This is a genomic window from Streptomyces diastatochromogenes (assembly GCF_002242805.1).
Classification (GTDB): Bacteria; Actinomycetota; Actinomycetes; order Streptomycetales; family Streptomycetaceae; genus Streptomyces; species Streptomyces diastatochromogenes.
The window spans coordinates 76474-95670 of record NZ_MCGQ01000044.1 but is presented as its reverse complement, the minus strand read 5'-3'; the positions used below and the strand labels follow the sequence as shown (position 1 = coordinate 95670).

General features: G+C 71.8%; 16 protein-coding genes. All 16 read right to left on the bottom strand.

Annotated elements, in window-relative coordinates; genetic code table 11:
• Positions 1-3: 3 nt before the first annotated feature.
• The 16 genes from BEK98_RS38990 to BEK98_RS38915 all read right to left on the bottom strand — a co-directional run bounded on the left by BEK98_RS38990 (position 4) and on the right by BEK98_RS38915 (position 18990).
• Complete coding sequence (locus BEK98_RS38990) at positions 4-1242, bottom strand: PucR family transcriptional regulator (RefSeq protein ID WP_094221497.1); 1239 nt, start codon at positions 1240-1242, stop codon at positions 4-6.
• Positions 1239-2648, bottom strand: coding sequence for a phytoene desaturase family protein (locus BEK98_RS38985; protein WP_094221496.1), 1410 nt, complete (start codon positions 2646-2648; stop codon positions 1239-1241). The genes BEK98_RS38990 and BEK98_RS38985 overlap by 4 nt, the downstream gene beginning before the upstream one ends.
• Positions 2641-4377 carry a DUF3556 domain-containing protein gene (locus tag BEK98_RS38980; RefSeq protein ID WP_094221495.1) on the bottom strand — a complete coding sequence of 579 codons (1737 nt, stop codon included), beginning with the start codon at positions 4375-4377 and terminating at the stop codon, positions 2641-2643. The genes BEK98_RS38985 and BEK98_RS38980 overlap by 8 nt, the downstream gene beginning before the upstream one ends.
• 14 nt (positions 4378-4391) lie before the next feature.
• Complete coding sequence (locus BEK98_RS38975) at positions 4392-5822, bottom strand: class I adenylate-forming enzyme family protein (RefSeq protein WP_094221494.1); 1431 nt, start codon at positions 5820-5822, stop codon at positions 4392-4394.
• 190 nt (positions 5823-6012) lie between these two features.
• Complete coding sequence (locus tag BEK98_RS38970) at positions 6013-8397, bottom strand: ATP-binding cassette domain-containing protein (protein WP_094221493.1); 2385 nt, start codon at positions 8395-8397, stop codon at positions 6013-6015.
• Positions 8398-8615: 218 nt separating this feature from the next.
• The gene (locus tag BEK98_RS38965) at positions 8616-9578 is read right to left on the bottom strand and encodes an SDR family NAD(P)-dependent oxidoreductase (protein WP_094221492.1); all 963 of its coding nucleotides are present in this window, start codon (positions 9576-9578) and stop codon (positions 8616-8618) included.
• Positions 9579-9641: 63 nt separating this feature from the next.
• Entirely contained in the window at positions 9642-10406 is a 765-nt protein-coding gene (locus tag BEK98_RS38960; RefSeq protein WP_094221491.1) for a class I SAM-dependent methyltransferase, read from the bottom strand.
• Positions 10407-10496: 90 nt separating this feature from the next.
• Positions 10497-11702: an aminotransferase class V-fold PLP-dependent enzyme gene (locus BEK98_RS38955; protein WP_094221490.1), complete on the bottom strand. Its 1206-nt coding sequence runs from the start codon at positions 11700-11702 to the stop codon at positions 10497-10499.
• Positions 11699-13027, bottom strand: a complete 1329-nt coding sequence (locus BEK98_RS38950; protein WP_094221489.1) for a pyridoxal-phosphate dependent enzyme — start codon at positions 13025-13027, stop codon at positions 11699-11701. The genes BEK98_RS38955 and BEK98_RS38950 overlap by 4 nt, the downstream gene beginning before the upstream one ends.
• Positions 13024-14490, bottom strand: coding sequence for a Y4yA family PLP-dependent enzyme (locus BEK98_RS38945; protein ID WP_094221488.1), 1467 nt, complete (start codon positions 14488-14490; stop codon positions 13024-13026). The genes BEK98_RS38950 and BEK98_RS38945 overlap by 4 nt, the downstream gene beginning before the upstream one ends.
• A 115-nt stretch (positions 14491-14605) precedes the next feature.
• The gene (gene pqqE, locus BEK98_RS38940; RefSeq protein ID WP_244202171.1) at positions 14606-15763 is read right to left on the bottom strand and encodes a pyrroloquinoline quinone biosynthesis protein PqqE; all 1158 of its coding nucleotides are present in this window, start codon (positions 15761-15763) and stop codon (positions 14606-14608) included.
• The gene (pqqD, locus tag BEK98_RS38935) at positions 15760-16032 is read right to left on the bottom strand and encodes a pyrroloquinoline quinone biosynthesis peptide chaperone PqqD (RefSeq protein WP_244202170.1); all 273 of its coding nucleotides are present in this window, start codon (positions 16030-16032) and stop codon (positions 15760-15762) included. The genes pqqE and pqqD overlap by 4 nt, the downstream gene beginning before the upstream one ends.
• Complete coding sequence (gene pqqC / locus BEK98_RS38930; RefSeq protein ID WP_094221486.1) at positions 16029-16769, bottom strand: pyrroloquinoline-quinone synthase PqqC; 741 nt, start codon at positions 16767-16769, stop codon at positions 16029-16031. Before pqqC ends, pqqD begins: the two co-directional genes overlap by 4 nt.
• Entirely contained in the window at positions 16766-17680 is a 915-nt protein-coding gene (gene pqqB / locus BEK98_RS38925) for a pyrroloquinoline quinone biosynthesis protein PqqB (protein ID WP_094221485.1), read from the bottom strand. The genes pqqC and pqqB overlap by 4 nt, the downstream gene beginning before the upstream one ends.
• Positions 17681-17688: 8 nt before the next feature.
• Complete coding sequence (pqqA, locus tag BEK98_RS38920) at positions 17689-17829, bottom strand: pyrroloquinoline quinone precursor peptide PqqA (protein WP_094221484.1); 141 nt, start codon at positions 17827-17829, stop codon at positions 17689-17691.
• A 57-nt stretch (positions 17830-17886) separates the two neighbouring features.
• On the bottom strand, positions 17887-18990 hold the full coding sequence (locus BEK98_RS38915; RefSeq protein ID WP_094221513.1) for a PQQ-dependent sugar dehydrogenase: 1104 nt from the start codon (positions 18988-18990) through the stop codon (positions 17887-17889).
• Positions 18991-19197 lie beyond the last annotated feature (207 nt).

Genomic DNA, 19197 nt, shown 5'->3' with positions numbered 1-19197 from the left:
CACCTAGGCGGCGCGACGCAGCACCCGTCTGCCGTACCAGTGGCAGATGTCGAGGGCGAAGCCGAGGCGGAACGGGTTGTCGTCCAGGGAGGTACCGAGCGCTTCCACGGCCTTCTGGATCCGGTAGTGGACGGTGTTGCGATGGACCGTCAGGCGCTCGGCGGTCGTGGCGTAGCTGCGGTTGGCGGCGAGGAAGACGCGCAGGGTCTCGCGGAGCATCGCGTGGCGGGGGTCGTCCAGAGCGAGGTCGCCGAGGGCGTCGGAGACGAAGTCCGCCAGTTCGCGGGCGTCGTCGACGAGGAGGGCGACGGGGGCGACGTCGGTGAAGGCGACCGCTCGTGGCGCGGCGGGGCCCGCCTCGATGGCCAGGGCCTTGGTGCGGGCGGCGCTGCGCGCGGTACGGCGGAAGCCGTCCAGGCCTTCTCGGACCGGGCCCAGGGCGACGCGGGCCGGCAGCCCGGCGTCGGCGAGCGCCGCCGACACGCGGTACGGGTCGGTGGTCGCGCCGGGCCGCACCGGCAGCCACACGCGGATCCCGGCCTCGTCCACGGGTACGACCAACGCGGCACCCCGGGCTTCGAGTTCGGTGTGCAGGAGCGGGACCACGCGGTCGAAGACGATCGCCGGGTCGGTGGGACGCTCGCGCGGGTCGAGCCAGACCTCGACGGCGAGGTGGTGTCCGGTCAGGCGGTGGTCGAGGGCGCGCTCCGCCTGCCGGGCGTCCACCGCCGGGTTGTCCAGGACCTGGCCGACCCAGTACTGCCGCAGCGCGCCCCGGCTGCTGAGCCAGCGTTCGCGCTCCTCCTCGTAGGCTCGGCCGACCTGGTCGCAGACCCGGTCCATGAACGTGTTGACGAGGGTGACCAGCCGGACGACGGTCGTGGCCGGGTCGGGCAGGTGGAGCGTGAACGCCTCGGTCGTGACGAGGTCGAGCCCCTGGCCCTGGCCGATGCGGTAGGCGCGCAGCGGTGCGGAGAGGGACACGTCGCGCTGGGCGAGCCTGCGGGCGTAGCTCAGGGCGGAGGCCGGTGCGTCCACCGTGGCGGGGTCGAGTCCGTGGGTGAGCACGTGCAGGAAGGTGACGACGTTCTCGGTGATGCTGGCATCGAGCAGGCCCCGCAGGGTCTCGTCGTGTTCGAGGGCGGCGATCTCGGCCTCGGTCGTGCTGACGAGTCGGCTGATGAAGTCGTCGCGTTTGCGGGCGAGCGCGCGGCCGACGAGCACGACGGGGTCGTCGGTCACAGCGCTGCCAGCGCGGCGCGGGCGGCGTGGTGGCCGCACATCCCGTGCGCCCCGGGGCCCGGCGGGGTCGCCGCCGAGCAGAGGTAGTGGCCGGGGAGCCCGGTGGTGTAGGGGTCGAGGCCGAGGCGGGGGCCGAACAGGAGCTGGGGGATGTTCTTGGCCCCGGTGAGGATGTCACCGCCGACGTAGTTCGGGTTGTGGGCGGGGAAGGCGGAGGTGGGGCGTGTGGTCATGCCGATCACGCGGTCCCGGAACCCGGGGGCGAACCGCTCGATCTGGGCGATGATCGCCTCGGTGGCGTCGCCGTCGTAGCCGTGCGGCACATGCGCGTAGGTCCAGACCGGGTGCACGTCGCCGACGGAGCGCTGCGGGTCGGCCAGGTACTGCTGGCCGACCAGGACGAACGGCCGCTCGGGCATCCGTCCGGCGCTGATCTCCCGTTCCGTGTGGGCGACTTCGGCGAACGTGCCGCCGAGGTGGACCGTGCCCGCGCGGCGCGCCGGCCGGGCGGACCAGGGCACACCGCCCTCGACCGCGAAGTCCACCTTGAAGGCGCCCGGCCCGTGCCGGAACCGCCGGTAGGCGCGGGCGACGCGCGGCGGCAGCCGGTCGCCGAGGATGTCGGCCACCGCCCCGGGCGCGAGGTCGAACAGGGTCACGTCAGCGGGCGGAAGGTCCGCGGCCGACCTGACCCGTACCCCCGTCTCGATCTTGCCGCCGAGATCGGCGAGCAGGGCCGCGAGGGCGTCGCTGATGGCCCGGGAGCCGCCCTCCGCGACCGCCCAGCCGTGCCGGTGTCCGGCGGTGAGGATCCCGAGGCCGATGCTGGAGCTGAGCGGGTGGTGCAGCGGCTGGAAGGCGTGGGCCGCCACTCCGCCGAACAGGGCCCGGGCCTCCTCCGTGGCGAACGCGCGTGCCAGTGCCGTGGCGGGGAGCAGGGCCGGGATCCCGAACCGGGCGAGCCGGACCGGGTGCCGCGGAACCCGGAGCAGCGGACCCATGACGTCCTCCGCCAGCGTGTCGAACGCGGCGGCGGGTCCGCCGAACAGCCGTCGCCACCGCGCACCGTCGCGGCCCAGCCCGGCGGCGGTGTCGCTGACGGAGCGGTACAGGACACCGGCTGTTCCGCCGTCGAGCGGATGGGCGCAGTCGACGTCCGGCAGCCGCCACCGGAGGCCGTACCTGCCCAGGTCCAGCTCGCGCAGGAACGGCGACCCGACCGCCATCGGGTGCACCGCGGAGCAGTGGTCCTGCAGCAGTCCGGGCACGATGGCCTCGCCGCTGCGGGTGCCGCCGCCGATCTCGTCGGCGGCCTCCAGGACGGTGACCCGCAGCCCGTGCTGGGCGAGGGTGACGGCGGCGGCCAGCCCGTTCGGGCCGGCCCCCACCACGATCGCCTCAGTCATGGGCCGCCGCCCGGATCGGGACCGCCGAGGTGCAGTGGTGCCGGACGGGGATGGCCGGCTCGTCCGCGTCCAGCCAGGGCTGGCGGGCCACCATGTCGGCGACGGTCACACAGCCTTCCTCGATCGGCCCGGTGGCCGCGTCCACGATGCGGTAGTGCTGGCACTGCCGCTGCATCGGCTGGGACTCGAGAACGATCACACGCAGCTCGCCGGGTTCGTAGTGGCAGCGCTCCTGGACCGCGCGGAGCAGCTGCTCGTTGTGCAGATGGCCGTCACCGAAGTTCCATCCGAGGACGGTGCCGGCCACGGTCTCTCCGTCGCGGACATCGTAGGCGTCCACGTCGTCGAGGGCGCGGGGCAGCAGGCCGTTGAGGGCGCGTCCGTGGCTGTGCAGGGACCTCCAGGCCAGCGCCTTGTGCAGCATGAGTTCGGCGGTGTCGCGGTCGTAGAGGCGGGCGAGCTGGTCGAAGGGCGGGGCGGAGGCCTTGGTGATGGCGGAGTCCAGCCGGTCCTCGGTGCCCGGCCTGAAGCACCAGAGGGTGGTGGGCCAGTTGCCGGCGTAGTAGCGCATGGACGGCAGGAAGGACACCAGGTCGGGGCGGACGTGCCCGAGGACGGGGACGGCGACCAGGCTCAGCAGCAGCAACGCGCCGAGTACCGGCGAGTCCAGGTCCGTCAGGCCGACGGCCGCCTCGTGGCCGAAGAGGACCAGCGCCGAGTAGACGAAGAAGACGTTCCACTCCAGCGGGACGCCCATCGGGACGGTCGACATGATGTGCAGGTGGAAGACGACCATGACGGTCAGCGCGACGGTCGTGGTGGTGCCGCCGTGCGACAGGAGCAGCACCAGGGGGACGGCGTACTCGATGACCGTGCCGCTGTGCGCGGCGAGCCCGGCCAGTGCGGAGGGGCGCAGGTCTTCCGGGTAGTCGCGGTAGAGCCGGTGCTTGAGGCGGTTCCAGCGCTGGAGGGGGCTGTTGCTGATCATCACCGCGACGACGAAGGGGAAGTGCCGGTTGAGCTTGGAGGTCGCGGCGCCCCACCACAGGGCGACCATGACGAGCTTCAGGCCGACGGTCATGTCGGTGACGGGGAAGAGGAACACCAGCAGGGTCAGCCCGTAGTGCTCGCCGCGGGCGGCCAGGAAGACGGTCTTGTCCCGCAGGCCCAGCAGCGCCAGTGCCGTGACCAGGGCGGCGAGCGGGGCGTGCGGCAGCAGCCGGTCCGGGTCGGCGGAGGAGCAGAGCAGCCACCCGGCACCGCCCAGGACGGCGGCGTACAGCAGGACGTCGAAAGCGCCGCGCCGGGTGCCGGAGGTGAGGGGCACGCGCCCGGGCCACGGGGGCAGCCGTACGGTGCCCGGTCGCAGCCAGTGCAGGAAGGCGCCGACCGGCGGTGCGAAGTGGGAGCTGAGCGGCCCCGATCCGCAGCCGAGGCCGAGCACCTCCCACAGCAGCGTCCAGACCGCGAGCTTCTGGTAGACGAGGGGTTCGGCCCACCAGGAGGCGAGGTCGCCGAGTCCGCCGACGTCCGTGGTGGCCGCGACGGTGAGCAGACCGCCGCCGGCGTACAGCGCGATCTTCACGATGTAGAGCAGGTAGACGGCCCCCGGGGTGCCGAAGCCGTGTTCGACCCAGTGCTGCGCCTGGGGCTTGATGCGCTGCAGATAGGGACGCGAGCGCCACTCGGCGAAGTCGACGTCCAGGAGGCGGGGCGTACGGAATCCCATGCTCGTCCCCTCCTTCAGCGGGCCGCGACGGCGCCGGCGAGCCGGACGCGCAGGGCGGGCTTGTCGGTCTTCCCCACCGGATTGCGGGGCAGCGCGTCGAGTTCGACGATCTCGACCGGGAGCTTGTACCTGGCCAGCGCCGTGCGGCAGTGGTCGATGAGTTGCTCGCCGGTGGCCGCCGCGCCCCGGCGCAACACGACGTAGGCGACCGGCACTTCACCGAGCCGTGGGTCGGGGGCGCCGACCACCGCGGACTCCAGGACGGCGGGGTGGGTTCCCAGGACGGACTCGATCTCCTTGGGGTAGATGTTCTCGCCGCCCCGGATGATCATGTCCTTGATGCGGTCGACGAGCACCAGGTAGCCGTCCTCGTCGAAGCGGCCCACGTCGCCCGTGTGCAGCCGGCCGTCCACCAGGGTGCGGGCCGTGTCCTCGGGGCGGCCCAGGTAGCCGCGCATGACGTTCGGGCCGCTGACGACGACCTCGCCCGCCTCCCCGGGTGCCGCCGGGCTCCCGTCCGGCCGTACGACGGCCACCTCCTGGCCGGGCAGCGGCAGGCCGACGGTGCCGGGCTTGCGGCGGCCGTCGACGGGGTTGACCGTGGCGGCACAGCTGGTCTCCGACAGGCCGTAGCCCTCGACGACCGGGACGCCGTAGCGGGCCTCGAACCGCTCGATCAGCCGGGCGGGCATGGGTGCCGCCCCGCAGACGGCGAACCGCAGCGAGGAACAGTCGGGGCGGACGTCCTCGGGCAGTTCCGTGAGCATCATGAAGATCGCCGGGACGCCCGAGAAGAAGGTCGGGCGCGCGCGTTCGACGGTGTCGAAGAAGGTCTCGGGCCGGAAGCGGCCGGCCACGGTGACGCGGCCGCCGGCGTGCAGCGGGGTCAGGACGCTCACCACGATGCCGTTGACGTGGAACAGGGGCAGGACCAGCAGGCTGTGGTCGGCCGCCGAGGTGCCGCAGGCCTCGGTCATCATGGCCACCATCGCCATGACGTTGGCGTGGTCGAGGATCACGCCCTTGGGCCTGCCGGTGCTGCCGCTGGTGTAGATGAGCAGCGCCACGTCGTCCGCGTTCACGACCGGGGTGAGGAGCCGGTCGCCGCTGACCTCCTGCGGGGACAGCGCGTCCGTGACGACGGCACGGGCGCCGGAGTCCCTGATCTGGTAGTCGGCCTCGACCGCCGTCAGCATCGGATTGACCGGGGTCACCGCGGCGCCCAGCCGCCAGGCGGCGAACAGCGTCACGACGAAGTCGACGCCGTTGGGCAGCACGATCGCCACCACGTCCCCCTGCCCGACACCCTGGTCCCGCAGCACGCGCGCCGTCCCGTCGACGCGCGAGAGGAACTGGGAGTTGTTCAGGGCCGACGTGTCGTCGGCGATACAGGGGCCGTCCGGGAAACGCTCGGCCCGGACATCCGGCAGCTCGGAAAAATGCACGACGGCTCCTTCGGCTCGCTCCCCTCACCGCTGAGGGGGGAGGGACCAACAGGAGGACCATAGGAACGGGCCGCGAACCAGGCCCATGGGCGCGTGTCACGACGTTGCGTGCGGCGGTTGTGCGCGGCGCACAAGACACTTTTGTACGCCGCGCACAGGACCAACGCCAGGGCGCCGGGGCGCGTTTCGGTCAGGCGCCGACGTAGGCCGCGAGGTGTTCGCCGGTGAGGGTGGAGCGGGCGGCGACCAGGTCGGCCGGGGTGCCCTCGAAGACGATCCGGCCGCCGTCGTGGCCGGCGCCGGGGCCGAGGTCGACGATCCAGTCGGCGTGCGCCATGACGGCCTGGTGGTGCTCGATGACGATGACCGACTTGCCGGAGTCGACGAGCCGGTCGAGCAGGCCGAGGAGTTGCTCGACGTCGGCGAGATGGAGGCCGGTGGTCGGCTCGTCGAGGACGTAGACGCCGCCCTTCTCCGCCATGTGGGTGGCCAGCTTGAGGCGTTGCCGCTCGCCGCCGGAGAGGGTCGTCAGCGGCTGGCCGAGGGTGAGGTAGCCGAGGCCGACGTCGGCGAGCCTGCCGAGGACGCGGTGCGCGGCCGGGGTGCGGGCCTCGCCGGCCGCGAAGAACTCCTCGGCCTCGGTCACCGACATCGCCAGTACCTGGCTGATGTCGCGGCCGCCGAGGTGGTGGTCGAGCACCGAGGCGTCGAACCGCCTGCCCTCGCACTCCTCGCAGGTGGTGGCGATGCCGGCCATGATCGCCAGGTCGGTGTAGATGACGCCGGCGCCCTTGCAGGTGGGGCAGGCGCCCTCGGAGTTGGGGCTGAACAGCGCCGGCTTGACGCCGTTGGCCTTGGCGAACGCCTTGCGGATCGGGTCGAGCAGTCCGGTGTACGTCGCCGGGTTGCTGCGGCGCGAGCCGCGGATCGCGCCCTGGTCGACCGAGACCACACCTTCGCCGGCGGGGATCGACCCGTGCACGAGCGAACTCTTGCCGGAGCCGGCGACACCGGTGACGACGGTCAGCACCCCGAGCGGGATGTCGACGTCGACGCCCTGCAGGTTGTTCGTCCGCGCGCCGCGGATCTCCAGCATGCCGGTGGGCCTGCGCACCGCGCCCTTGACGGCGGCTCGGTCGTCGAAGTGGCGGCCGGTGAGGGTGCCGCCGGCCCGCAGCCCCTCGACGGTGCCCTCGAAGCAGACGGTGCCGCCCGCCTGACCCGCGCCGGGGCCGAGGTCGACGACGTGGTCGGCGATCGCGATCACCTCGGGCTTGTGCTCCACGACGAGCACCGTGTTGCCCTTGTCCCGCAGGCTCAGCAGCAGGTCGTTCATCCGCTGGATGTCATGGGGGTGCAGGCCGGTCGTGGGCTCGTCGAAGACGTACGTGACGTCGGTGAGCGAGGATCCCAGGTGGCGGATCATCTTGACGCGCTGTGCCTCGCCGCCCGACAGCGTGCCCGACGGCCGGTCCAGCGAGAGGTAGCCGAGGCCGATCCCCACGAACGAGTCGAGGGTCTCCCCCAGCGCCGTCAGCAGCGGCTTGACCGACGGTTCGTCGAGACCGCGGACCCATGCGGCCAGGTCGCTGATCTGCATCGCGCAGGCGTCGGCGATGCTGATCCCCTCGATCTTCGAGGACCGGGCCGCCTCGCTGAGCCGGGTGCCGTCGCAGTCGGGGCAGACGGTGAACGTCATCGCCCGCTCGACGAACGCCCGGATGTGCGGCTGCAGCGCGTCGACGTCCTTGGACAGCATCGACTTCTGGATCTTCGGGATCAGCCCCTCGTACGTCAGGTTGACGCCCTCGACCTTGATCTTGGTCGGCTCCTTGTGGAGGAGGTCGTGCAGCTCCTTCTTGGTGAACCTGCGGATCGGTTTGTCCGGGTCGAAGAAGCCGCAGCCCTTGAAGATACGGCCGTACCAGCCGTCCATGCTGTAGCCGGGGATGGTGAGCGCACCCTCGTTCAGCGACTTGCCGTCGTCGTACAGCTGGGTCAGGTCGATGTCGGTGACCGTGCCCCGGCCCTCGCAGCGCGGGCACATGCCGCCGGTGATGCTGAAACTGCGCCGCTCCTTGACGGTCTTGCCGCCGCGCTCGACCGTGACCGCACCCGCGCCGCTGATCGAGGGGATGTTGAAGGAGTACGCCCGGGACGAACCGATGTGCGGCCGGCCGAGCCGGCTGAAGAGGATGCGCAGCATCGCGTTGGCGTCGGTGGCGGTGCCGACCGTGGAGCGGGGGTCGGAGCCCATCCGCTGCTGGTCGACGATGATCGCGGTCGTCAGTCCTTCCAGCACGTCGACGTCGGGGCGGGCCAGCGTGGGCATGAAGCCCTGTACGAAGGTGCTGTAGGTCTCGTTGATCAGCCGCTGGGACTCGGCGGCGATCGTGTCGAACACCAGGGAGCTCTTGCCCGAGCCGGAGACGCCGGTGAACACCGTCAGCCGGCGCTTGGGGATCTCGACGGTGATGTCCTTGAGGTTGTTCTCACGCGCGCCGTGCACACGGATCAGTTCGTGGCTGTCGGCAGCATGCGGCGCGGCCGCCTGCGTGTCCGTCCTCTTGGCCATGCTTCTCGTCTCTCCTCGGTCGGGGCGGCTTCGAGCGTAACGTCCGATTTTCCTAACTCGGACGGTGCCCGTGGCGGCCACGCTAGCCGCGCCCGGCCGACCGGCGCTTCTCCATTCCTGACCGGTCCGGTGACGACCCCGAAGCGGTCCTCGGCGACCTCGCTGCCGGACGGCCGGGCTGGTCAGCCCGGCCGTCCGGGCCGCCGTCCCCGTCCGGTCTACTCCGCGAACGCGTCGACGCCCGTCAGCTCCGCCGACAGCGCCCACAGGCGGGCCGCCTGTTCCGGGTCCGTCGCCCAGGCCTTCACGCCGAGGCGCTCGTCGCCCTCGGGGGCCGGCTCGGCGATCTCGCAGTCGTCGAGGTAGACACCGCCCAGGCCCTCCAGCTGGGGCGAGGTGGCCGCCCACACCTGGGTGGCCGCGCCCTGCTGCGGGGACTTGAAGCCCTCGGGGTTGAGCACGTTGCCCTGCTCGTCGATCCAGCCGCGCTCCACCATCTCCTCCTTGGGCAGGTGCCGCTGGAGTGGGGTGATGATGCCGCCCGGGTGGAGCGAGAAGGCGCGTACCCCGTGCTCCTTGCCGAGCTTGTCGAGGTGGACGGCGAACAGGACGTTCGCGGTCTTGGCCTGGCCGTAGGCCTCCCACTTGTCGTAGCCGTGCCGCCAGTGGACGTCGTCCCAGCGGATGCCGGAGAAGTGGTGGCCGCGGGAGGAGACGGAGACCACCCGGGCGCCGCCGGGCTCGATCGCCGGCCAGAGGCGGTTGACCAGGGCGTAGTGGCCGAGGTGGTTGGTGGCGAACTGCGCCTCCCAGCCGGGTCCGACCCGGGTCTCCGGGCAGGCCATGATCCCGGCGTTGTTGATCATGAGATCGACGGTGCGTCCGGAGGCGAGGAACCGCTCGGCGAACGCCCGTACGCTCTCCAGGTCGCCCAGGTCCAGCTCGTCCACCTCGACCCCGTGCAGCCCCGCGAGCGCCTCCCGCGCGGTGTCCGGACGCCGCGCCGGCACGACGACCTCGGCACCCGCCTTGGTCAGCGCCCGGGTGGTCTCCAGCCCGAGCCCCGAGTAGCCACCGGTGACGATCGCGAGCTTTCCGGTGAGGTCGATCCCCTGAAGGACGTCGTCGGCAGTGCTCTCGGCACCGAAACCCGACCCGATCTTGTGCTGTGCAGTGCTCATGCCCGAAACGCTACGAATTGGAGCGCACTCGAAGTCAAGCGGAACCGGGCCGCCCTCACCTCATCACCGGATCGCCACGACCACACAACTGTCGCCGTACTGCCAGACAGCACCGGCATGGCGGAAGCCCGCCTCCCGCAGGAGTCGCAGGTGCGTGGGCAGGGAGAGGCGGGCGGCGTTGTCCGTTCCCGTCGGGGAGCGGCGGGTCCGGTGTTCGGCGAAGAGGTCGGTCATCTCGGGGTCCTCGGCGATCGCCGCCCACCAGGAGGACCAGTCCTCGTGGGCGAAGGCCCGCCGTCGTTCCGCCCGGCGGCGGCCGATGTGTCCGGCGATCTCGGCGAGTTCGGTGTCGTCCGGTGGCAGGTGGTCGCCGTTGACGAGGATGCCTCCGGGACGGAGCAGCGAGGCCAGTTGGCCGTACGTGCGGCGCAGGGCGTCCGGGTTCAGGTAGTGCAGGGCCGTCGTCGACACGGCCGCGTCGAGCGGGCGGTCGAGGGTGAGGGCCTCGGTCCAGCCGGGTGCGCCGATGACCGTGTCGACGTAGCGGGCCGCGTCCGCGTGGTGGGTGCGGGCCAGCTCCAGCAGGAGCGGGTCCCGGTCCACCGCCACGATGTCCGCGTCCGGCAGCCGCCGGGCCAGGCGGGCCGCCAGTGATCCGGGGCCGCAGCCGAGGTCGACGATCAGGGGCCGGTGGGCGGCGCTCGCGGCGCTGTGCTCGACCAGGTCGGCAATCACCGTGAAGCGTTCCTCACGGTCGACGGCGTACCGCTCCTGCTGACGCTCCCACCGCCGCACCCATCGCTCGGCCGTTGCCAGACTCAGCCCCATACGGTCGTGCCACCTTGCCGTCTCGCCTCTGATCCTTTTCGCAGAGGGTATAGGTGACAACGGTTTCCATTCCCTGTTCGGCTGCCGATATCACCCGAGGGTGGCAAGAACCGACAGCAGCCTGTCGATCTCCTCCTCCGTGTTGTAGACGTGCAGGCTCACCCGGACCGAGTGGGTCTTCTCCCCCGCGCTGCCCTGGCAGTGGCTGTCGGAGCGGACCATGAAGCCGTGGCTGAAGAGGATGAACCCCAGGTCGCCGGAGTCGATGTCGCGGTGCCGGAAGGTGACGATGCCCTGGCGCCGCTGTACGGGTGAGGCGGCGGCGATGCTCGTCTGGCAGCCGAGGATCTCGTAGGCGTCCAGGTGGCGCAGCCCCTCGGTGAGCCGGGCCGCCAGGGCGACGGTCCACCGTTCGATCCGGTCGGGCCCCGCGGCCTCCAGCCAGTCCAGCGCCGCCGCCAGGGAAGCGATGCCGACGGTGTTGGGCGTACCCGACCAGCCGCCGGGGGCGAACGCCGGTCCGCGCGTCTGACGTGCCCAGACGGCCCCCGAGCCGGGTAGGGCCATGGCCTTGTGACCGGAGAAGACGACGAAGTCGACGTCCAGCGCGGCCACGGACACCGGCAGATGCCCGACGCTCTGGGCGGCGTCCAGACAGATGACGGCGTCCGGGCCGACTGCGTCGCGGATGCGGTGGATGTTCATGTCCCCGCCGTAGACGTGGTGGACATGAGTCGCGGCGACGAATCTGGTGCGCGGCCCGGCGAGGGACGCCAGCGCCGTGTGGTCGTAGTCGCCGGAGGCCCGCTGGTACGGCATCGGCAGGACGCGGACCCGCACGCCCTGGCCGGCCAGCTGCTGCTGGACCTCCAGCCAGGGCGAGATGTTGGCCTGGTGGTCGGCGACCGGGACCACGATCTCGTCGCCGTCGGCGAGGAGTTCGGGAAGCCAGTCGCGGGCGATGGTGCGCAGCCCCTCGGTGGTGCCGCTGGTGAAGTGGACGGCCGACCGCTGCGGGTCCGGGTCGTCGAGGAACCGTTTGACGCGGTCCCGGGTCTGCTCGACCAGGTCCGTGGTCCTGTTGGCCCAGGTGTAGGTGCCGCGTCCGGCGTTGGCGTTGGTCGTGGTGAGGTAGGTCTGCACCGCGTCGAGTACGGCCTGCGGCTTCTGGGCGGTGGCCGCGCTGTCCAGGTAGGCCAGCTCCGGGTGCCCGGTGATGATGGGGAACTGGGCGCGCAGCGCGCTCAACTCCTCGATCGGAGGGGGCACTTGAGTCGGTATCCCGGGTGCCGTCATGCCGCTCGGTCCCGTACCAGGGGTGCGCCCGCGTCGCGCCAGGCGATGATGCCACCGGTCAGGCTGCGGACGTCCGGGTGCCCCATGCGGGTGAGCAGCGCGGCGTAGCGGGCGGACTTCTCGCCGACCGGGCAGGCGAGCAGCACCGGGCGGTTGCGGCTGAAGGGCAGGCCGCCGTGGACCAGTTCCTCGAACAGCTCGTCGACGATGTTGACCGAGCCGTCGATGTGCAGGGCGGCGTAGGCGGAGGGGCTGCGCAGGTCGACCACGAGCGGCAGGCCGGTGGCGATCCACGCCTGGGCGTCGGCGACGCCGACGGCCGGAGCCGCGCGTACCTCGGTGTCGGACAGATCGGCCGGTGAGTTCCTGCGACGGGGGCGGCCGAACAGGTCCGGGCGCCGCCGGCGGACGTAGCTCAGGTAGCTCTCGACGCGGTCGCAGACGATGAAGACGGCCGACTGCCGTTCCGTCAGTTCGCTGTCGGCGGCGCGCAGCCGGCGCAGGGCACCGAAGTAGGCGGCTCCGCCGGTGGGGCCGGCCATGATGCCGCACCGGCGGTTCAGGGTCAGCATGCCCTCGATCGCGTCGTCGGCGCTCACCGCCTCGATCGTGTCGTAGGTGCCGGGGTCGAACAGCCCGACCTCGCGCGCCTCGTCGATGGTGCGGATGCCCGGGATGAAGTCGGACTTGTCCGCGACCAGGCCGACGACCCGTACGGCGGGGTCGTGTTCGCGCAGCACGCGGGCGACCCCGGTGGAGGAACCGGCCGTGCCCACACAGGCGATGAACCAGTCCGGGGCCCGCCCGTCCAGGTCCTTGACGATCTCCGGGCCGGTGCCGGTGAGGTGGGCCTCGGTGTTGCGCGGGTTGAAGTACTGGTCGGTGTGGAGGAAGGCGGCGCCGGGTTCGGACAGCGTCCGGTGGAAGAGGGTGAGCGGGTCGTCGGTGGCGGTCGGGTCCAGGCATTCGCTCTGGCCGGGCAGCTCCTCGATCTCGGCGCCGAGCAGCAGCAGGAGGTCCTTGATCTCCGGGATGCGCATCCGGTTGGTGACGCTCCTGAAGGTCAGGCCGTGCATCCCCGCGAGGACGGCCAGGGCCTTGGCGGTGTTGCCGCTGGACAGCTCCACGACCTGCCGGCCGCGCTCGGCCGCGTCCGCCAGATGGGGGCCGGCCATGTTCCAGGCGGCCCGGTCCTTGACCGATCCGAACGGGTTGAGCAGTTCCAGCTTGGCGTACAGGTCGATGTGGGCCAGACCGTGGACGGCCGGGTCGATGCGCACGAGCGGAGTGTTGCCGATGGCCTCGGTGATGCTGTCGTACCTCACTGTGCTCCCCCCACGGAGGTGGTCGGCCAGTACTGATCGTCCAGGCACCAGCGCCAGGAGCCGCCGTCCTGCCAGGCGGCGACCTTGCGGGCGGCGGGCTGGTGCTGGGCGCGGGTGGCGTGGAAGTCCATGCAGTAGCCGGCGGTGTTCGCGAAGGCCATCAGGTCGCCCGGTTCGGGGCGGCGCGGCAGGAAGACCGTACGGCGCGTGATCAGGTCCGACTCCAGGCAGAGGCTGCCGGAGAGGTGGACCGCGACCGGTCCCGTATCGGCGTGGGACAGGTCTCGTGGGACGACGACCGGGTCCATCAGCACCCCGTGCGCCTCCAGGGCGATGTCGTCGGCCTTCGCCTCCAGCCGTACCAGAAGCTCGTCGCGGTCCTCCTGGGTGCGGACCTCCAGCACCCGTGCGAGCGTCAGCCCGCACTGGTCCAGCAGCGCCCGCCCGGGTTCGGTGTGCAGGTCGTAGAGGTGCTCCAGAAGCAGGTCGGCCAGCGGTCGGCCGTCGAAGGACGCGGCCGGGTGCGCGAGGAGTTCGTCGAGGTACCGCGCCCCGGCGACCGGCCGGTGTGCGGGGTAGAGCCCGAGCGCGCCGCGCAGGGTGCCGGCCTCGCTGCGCAGCCCGTAGCCGTGCCCGCCCCAGGTCAGGGGCGGTCGGGTGCCGAGGACGGCGGCGGTGAGTTCGGTCGTGTACCGCTCCCACTGCTCGCGGTCGGCGAGGTAGCCGACGCCGAATCCGCCGCCGATGTCCACGGCCGACGGCCGTAGTCCCCGCTCCCGGCACTCCTCCAGCACGCGCAGGCAGCCTTCGAGCGCCGTCGCCTTCTCGTCGAGGCTGGTGGTGTCCAGGTGGTACGCCACACCCACCGCATCGAGGACGTCACGGTGCCGCTCGACCGCCTCCAGCAACGGCACCAACTCCCTTACGGGGGAGCCGAATCGGCTGCGCCGGCTCAGCACCCGCACGCCGGCGGTCTCGAACCCCGACAACCGCAGCAGGACACGGGCTCGGGGCAGGGCGTGCTTGCGTACGAGAGCGGCGAGTTGCTCCAGCTCGTCACGGCTGTCGACGCCGACGGTGACCGACGTACGCGCGGCCAGCCAGAGGAACTCCCTGTTCTTCGGTCCGGTGGCGGTGATGCGGTCGGGGGTGAACCCGGCGCCGAGCGCGTGCTGCAGTTCTCCCAGGGAGGCGACGTCCACGCCCGCGTCCGTGGCGGCCAGCCGCCTCAGCAGGGCGCTGGACCGGTTGGCCTTGTGGGCGAAGAAGACCTGGCCGGAGAGGTGATGCCTGCGGTACACCGACCGGAACCGCTCCAGATTCGCGGCGATCTGCTCGGGAACGACCACGTGCAGTGGTGACCCGAGTGCGTCCGTGAGCGTGTGCAGCAGCTCGCCGGACTCCGCCAACGAGCGCAGCCGCGCTTCCAGCCGCGGTTGGAGAAACAGGGGTTGCCCGCCCATGCCTGGTCCCTCCCCCAGTACCCGGACCCGGCATCCCGGGCACGGCCCACCGCTCCCCGCGGTAGGCCGTATGACCCTCTTCCCCCATCCGGGCGATTTACGCCCCCTACCTCCCCTACTGGGAGCAAGTCGGCAGGTTTTCGCCTGAGTTCGGTCCTGGGAACCCACCACCGGCGGGTACGGCCCCGGGCCGGCGGTAGACGTACGGCGGTGCCTCGGGTCGGCCGCCGTCGGCCAGTTCGCGGACGAGGTGGTGGTCCGGTGACAGCGCGCACGCGGGGTCGGTGCGGGCGGCGTCGCCGGTGAGCGCGAACGCCTGGCAACGGCAGCCGCCGAAGTCCTCCTCCTGGCGGGGACAGCCGTGGCAGGGGCCGGTCATCCACTCGGTGCCGCGGAAGCGGTTGAAGGCCGGGGACCGCTCCCAGATCCAGGCGAGCGGGTGGTCACGGACGTTGGGCGGCTGAAGGTCGGGCAGGGAGGCGGCGGCCGGGCAGGGCAGGACGGTGCCGTCCGGAGCGACGGTGAGCGAGACCGCTCCCCAACCGCCCATGCAGGGCTTGGCGACGCCGTCGAAGTAGTCCGGGACGACCCACACCAGGTCGATGCGGCCGGCCAGCTGCTCCCGCCGGCGTTCGACGGTCTCCCGGGCGCGGGCGAGCTGGTCGCGGGTGGGCAGCAGCGCGGTGCGGTTGAGCAGACCCCAGCCGTAGAACTGGGTGTTGGCCAGCTCGATGCGGTCCACGCCCCAGTCCACGCCGAGGTCGATGAGGGCGTCGACGGCGTCGAGGTTGTCGCGGTGCAGCACGACGTTGAGGCCGAGCGGGAGCCCGGCCCGGCGGACCAGGGCCGCGGCGCGTTCCTTCGCGGCGAAGGAGGACCGGCGTCCGGCGATCCGGTCGTTGGCCCGCGGGTCCGCGTGCTGGACGGAGAGCTGGACGCTGCGCAGCCCGGCCGTGGTGAGCGCGGCCAGCCGGGCCTCGTCCAGGCCGGTCCCGCTGGTGACCAGTTGGGTGTAGATCCCGGCGGCCTCGGCGGCGGCGACGATCTGCTCCAGGTCGGGGCGCAGCAGCGGCTCGCCGCCGGAGAGGTGGGTGTGTACGACGCCCAGCTCGGCGGCCTGGCGCAGCACGTCCGCCCACTCCCCGCCGCTCAGCTCGCTCGCACGGCGGGCGAGTTCCAGCGGGTTGGAGCAGTACGGGCAGTGGAGCGGGCAGGCGTGGGTGAGTTCGGCGAGCAGGGCCCAGGGGGGTGCGGGGTCGGTGGAGCCGGTCACTTGAGCCAGCCTTCCTGTCGCAGGCGGTCGAGGAAATCGGGTACGACGGTGGCCACCGGGGCGTCGGGGAAGCGCTCGGCCAGCTCGCCGACGATCCCGGGCACCGTACGGCTGCCGTCGCACAGGCCGACGACCGTGCCCGCATGCCCCTCCAGGACGACCACGCGCTCCGGCAGGACCAGCAGGTCCCTGTCGCGCACGGTGTCGTGCCGCAGCATCAGCGAGGGGGCGAGGGCGGGGCACCAGGGGTTCTCGGGCTCCGGGATCACATCGACTCCCGTGAGCCGTCCTGACCCTGCCCATCGGCGTGCTGCACGGCGTCGAGCAGGGACCACAGCACGTCGCACTTGAAGGAGAGCGCGGCCACCGCCTTCTCCTGGTCCGTGCGGGTCCGGGCCCACTGGCGGACGAGTTCGAGCGCCTCGCCGCTGTCCCGCCGGCCCTGGTCGACGCGCGTGCGGAAGTAGGCGAGTCCCTCCGGCGCGATCCAGCGATAGTGGCGCTCGAACGCCTCGATCCGCGTGCGCATCAGATCGGGGGCGCTCAGCTCGGTGAGCGAGGCGGCGACGGCCTCCAGGGGCGAGCGCAGGCGGCAGAAGTTGACGTAGCCCTCCACCGCCAGCCGGACGCCGGGCAGCACGGCCTCGCCCGACAGCAGGGTCCGGCGGTCCAGGCCGGCCGCCTCGCCGAGCCGCAGCCAGCGCTCGATGCCACCCTCGCCCTCGCTGCGACCGTCGTGGTCCTCGATCCGCCGCAGCCACATGCGCCGCAGCCGCGGCGAGTCCAGCTTGGCGGTGATCAGCGCGTCCTTGACGGGAATGTGGCGCTGGTAGTGGAAGCGGTTGGTGATCCAGCGGCGCACCTCGGCCTGGGTGAGGTCGCCTTGGTGCATGCGGATGTTGAAGGTATGGCGGTCGTGGTAGCGCCCCTCACCCACCGCGCGCAGGCGGGCCTCGAACTCGGCGGGGCTCCAGGGTTCCGTCAGCGGGGCAAGTGTCGTGGTCACAGCTCGATCACCATTCCGTCGTCGGCCACCTCGATGCCCAGCCGGGCGAGCTGCTTGTGCTGCGGCGCCGCAGGGTCGACGAGGGGGTTCGTGTTGTTGAGGTGCGTGTAGAGACAGCGGGCGGACAGGGTGGCGAGGATGTCGGCGGTGCCGCCCGGTCCGTCGATGGGCAGATGGCCCATGCCCGTGGCGGTGCGGGCGGAGATGCCGGTGCGGCGGGGCTCCTCGTCGTCCCAGAAGGTGCCGTCGACGATGACGCAGTCGGCCTCGGCGGCGGCGCGGTGCAGATCGTCGGACCAGGCCGCCACGGCGGGGGCGTAGAGGGCGGACCTGCCGGTGGCCGGGTCGTACAGGCGCAGCGCGACGACCCAGGCGTCGTGCCCGGGGGCGTCGGCGGCGTATCTCGGTCGCTTGTCCGAGACGGGCACGGCGCTGATGCGTACGCCGGAGCCGAGCGGGCCCGGCGCGTCGGCGCGCAGCGGCTGCGCACCCCGGCGTCCCAGTTCGCGCCAGGTCAGGGCGGTGTAGGGGGTGAGCACCTCGCCCAGGCGCAGGCGGTCCTCGAGTGCCTGGCGGACCGGGGCGGTGGCGAGGATCTCCAGGCCGTCCGCCTCGCGCAGCCGCCAGATGCCCAGCGTGTGGTCGAGTTCGGCGTCGGTGAGGACCACTCCGGCGACCGGCGTCTGCCGCGGGCCTGGCCCGGGGTGGAGGACCGGGTGGGCCTCGATCTGGTCGCCGATGTCGGGGGTGGCGTTGACGAGGTACCAGCGGCCCTCGTCGGCACGGACGGCGAGCGAGGCGTGCCGGCGGCGCCGCACACAGTGGGCGCGTGCCCCGGAACACCCGGGGCACGCGCAGTTCCACTGGGGGATGCCGCCGCCGGCCGCGGTGCCGAGTACCCGCAGCAGCATGCCGGCGGCTAGCGGACGCTGAGCGAGTAGGCGGTGACCTCGAGCGCGGTGTCGACGACGGTGTACCCGGGGGTCTGCCACGCGGTCCGGTCGGCTTCCTCGACGGTGGTCCCGGCCGGCTGCTCGATGTGTTCGATGGCTTCGGTCATGATGTGTGCCTTCCTTTCGGCAGTGGTGAGTTCGCCCCCTTGTTCAGCAGGGGGTCGTCACTTGATGGTCACTTTGAGAAGGAGGTCCTTCTCCGCGCCGCGGTCGCTCGTGCCCAGCCAGAGCTGGTCGGCGCCCGGGACCTTGGCGAGCGCCCGCAGCCGGCCGTAGGCGCCGGTGTAGTACGCCGTCGCCGGCTGGATGCCCTGGCCGGTGGCGTCGATCGGCAGCCGCCACAGCCTGCGGCCGCTGAGGGTCGTGGCGTAGATGACGTTCTTGACGACCGCGATCTGGGCGGGCACGCCTCCCTGGTCCGGCTTCCAGACCATCTTGGGATTCTTCATGCCCGCGACGGAGCAACTCCCCTCGCACTTGGGCCAGCCGTAGTTCCCACCCGGCTTGATGAGGTTGAGTTCGTCCCAGGTCGACTCGCCGATCTCGGTCTCCCACAAGCGTCCGTTGCGGTCCCAGGCCAGGCCTTGGGGATTGCGGTGGCCGTAGCTGTAGACGCGGGTTCCGAACGGGTTTCCGGGAGCGGCGGCACCGGTCTTGGTGATCCGCAGGATCTTTCCGTTGAGCGAGTTCCGGTCCTGGGCCAGCCCGGACTGCTGCGCGTCGCCGGTGGTGACATAGAGATATCCGTCGGGGCCGAAGGCGATCTTTCCGCCGTTGTGCTGGGTGTCCCTGACGATTCCGGTGAGGATCGGGGTGTAGCCGCTCAGCGAGGTGCCGTCGAAGTTCATCCTGACCACGCGGTTGTCGCCGGCCGTGGTCTCCATGAAGAACACGGCCCGGTCCGTGGTCCCGTTCCAGGTCGGTGACGCGGCGACACCCAGCAGACCGCCCTTGTCCTGCGTCGTGTAGTTCCACACCGCTTTCGGGACCGTGCCGACCTTCTGCTTGGACCCGTTCAGGGCGACCTTCCAGACCGTGGCGGTGTCGCGTTCCGTCACCAGCGCGGCGTTCCTGCCCGGCAGGAACGAAATCCCCCAGGGGGTCGTCAGCCGGTCCGAGAGCGTGCTGACACCCGACGGTGCACCCTCACGGTGCGCGCCGGATCCGCCGCCCTGCGCACGAGGGACGGCCGGCGGTGCCGCGGCGGTCGCGGTCGTCTGGACCACGCCGACGGCCACCACAGCGGCGACAGCGGAAATCGCGGCCATGCCCGGACGGACCCGGTGCAGCGCCGAATGCGCCAAGCGTGACATCCTCATGCCTTTCCTGTCGTGGGGCGCGACCGCGTGATTCCCAGCGGAAAACAAGGCGCCCGACTGCGATCCATGGGGTGGTGGCATTACTGCGCCGCAGCATGGTGAACCCGGTGAAAGGGCGAGGACCGAAGCGTGGCAATGACTCCTTTCTGGAGTATT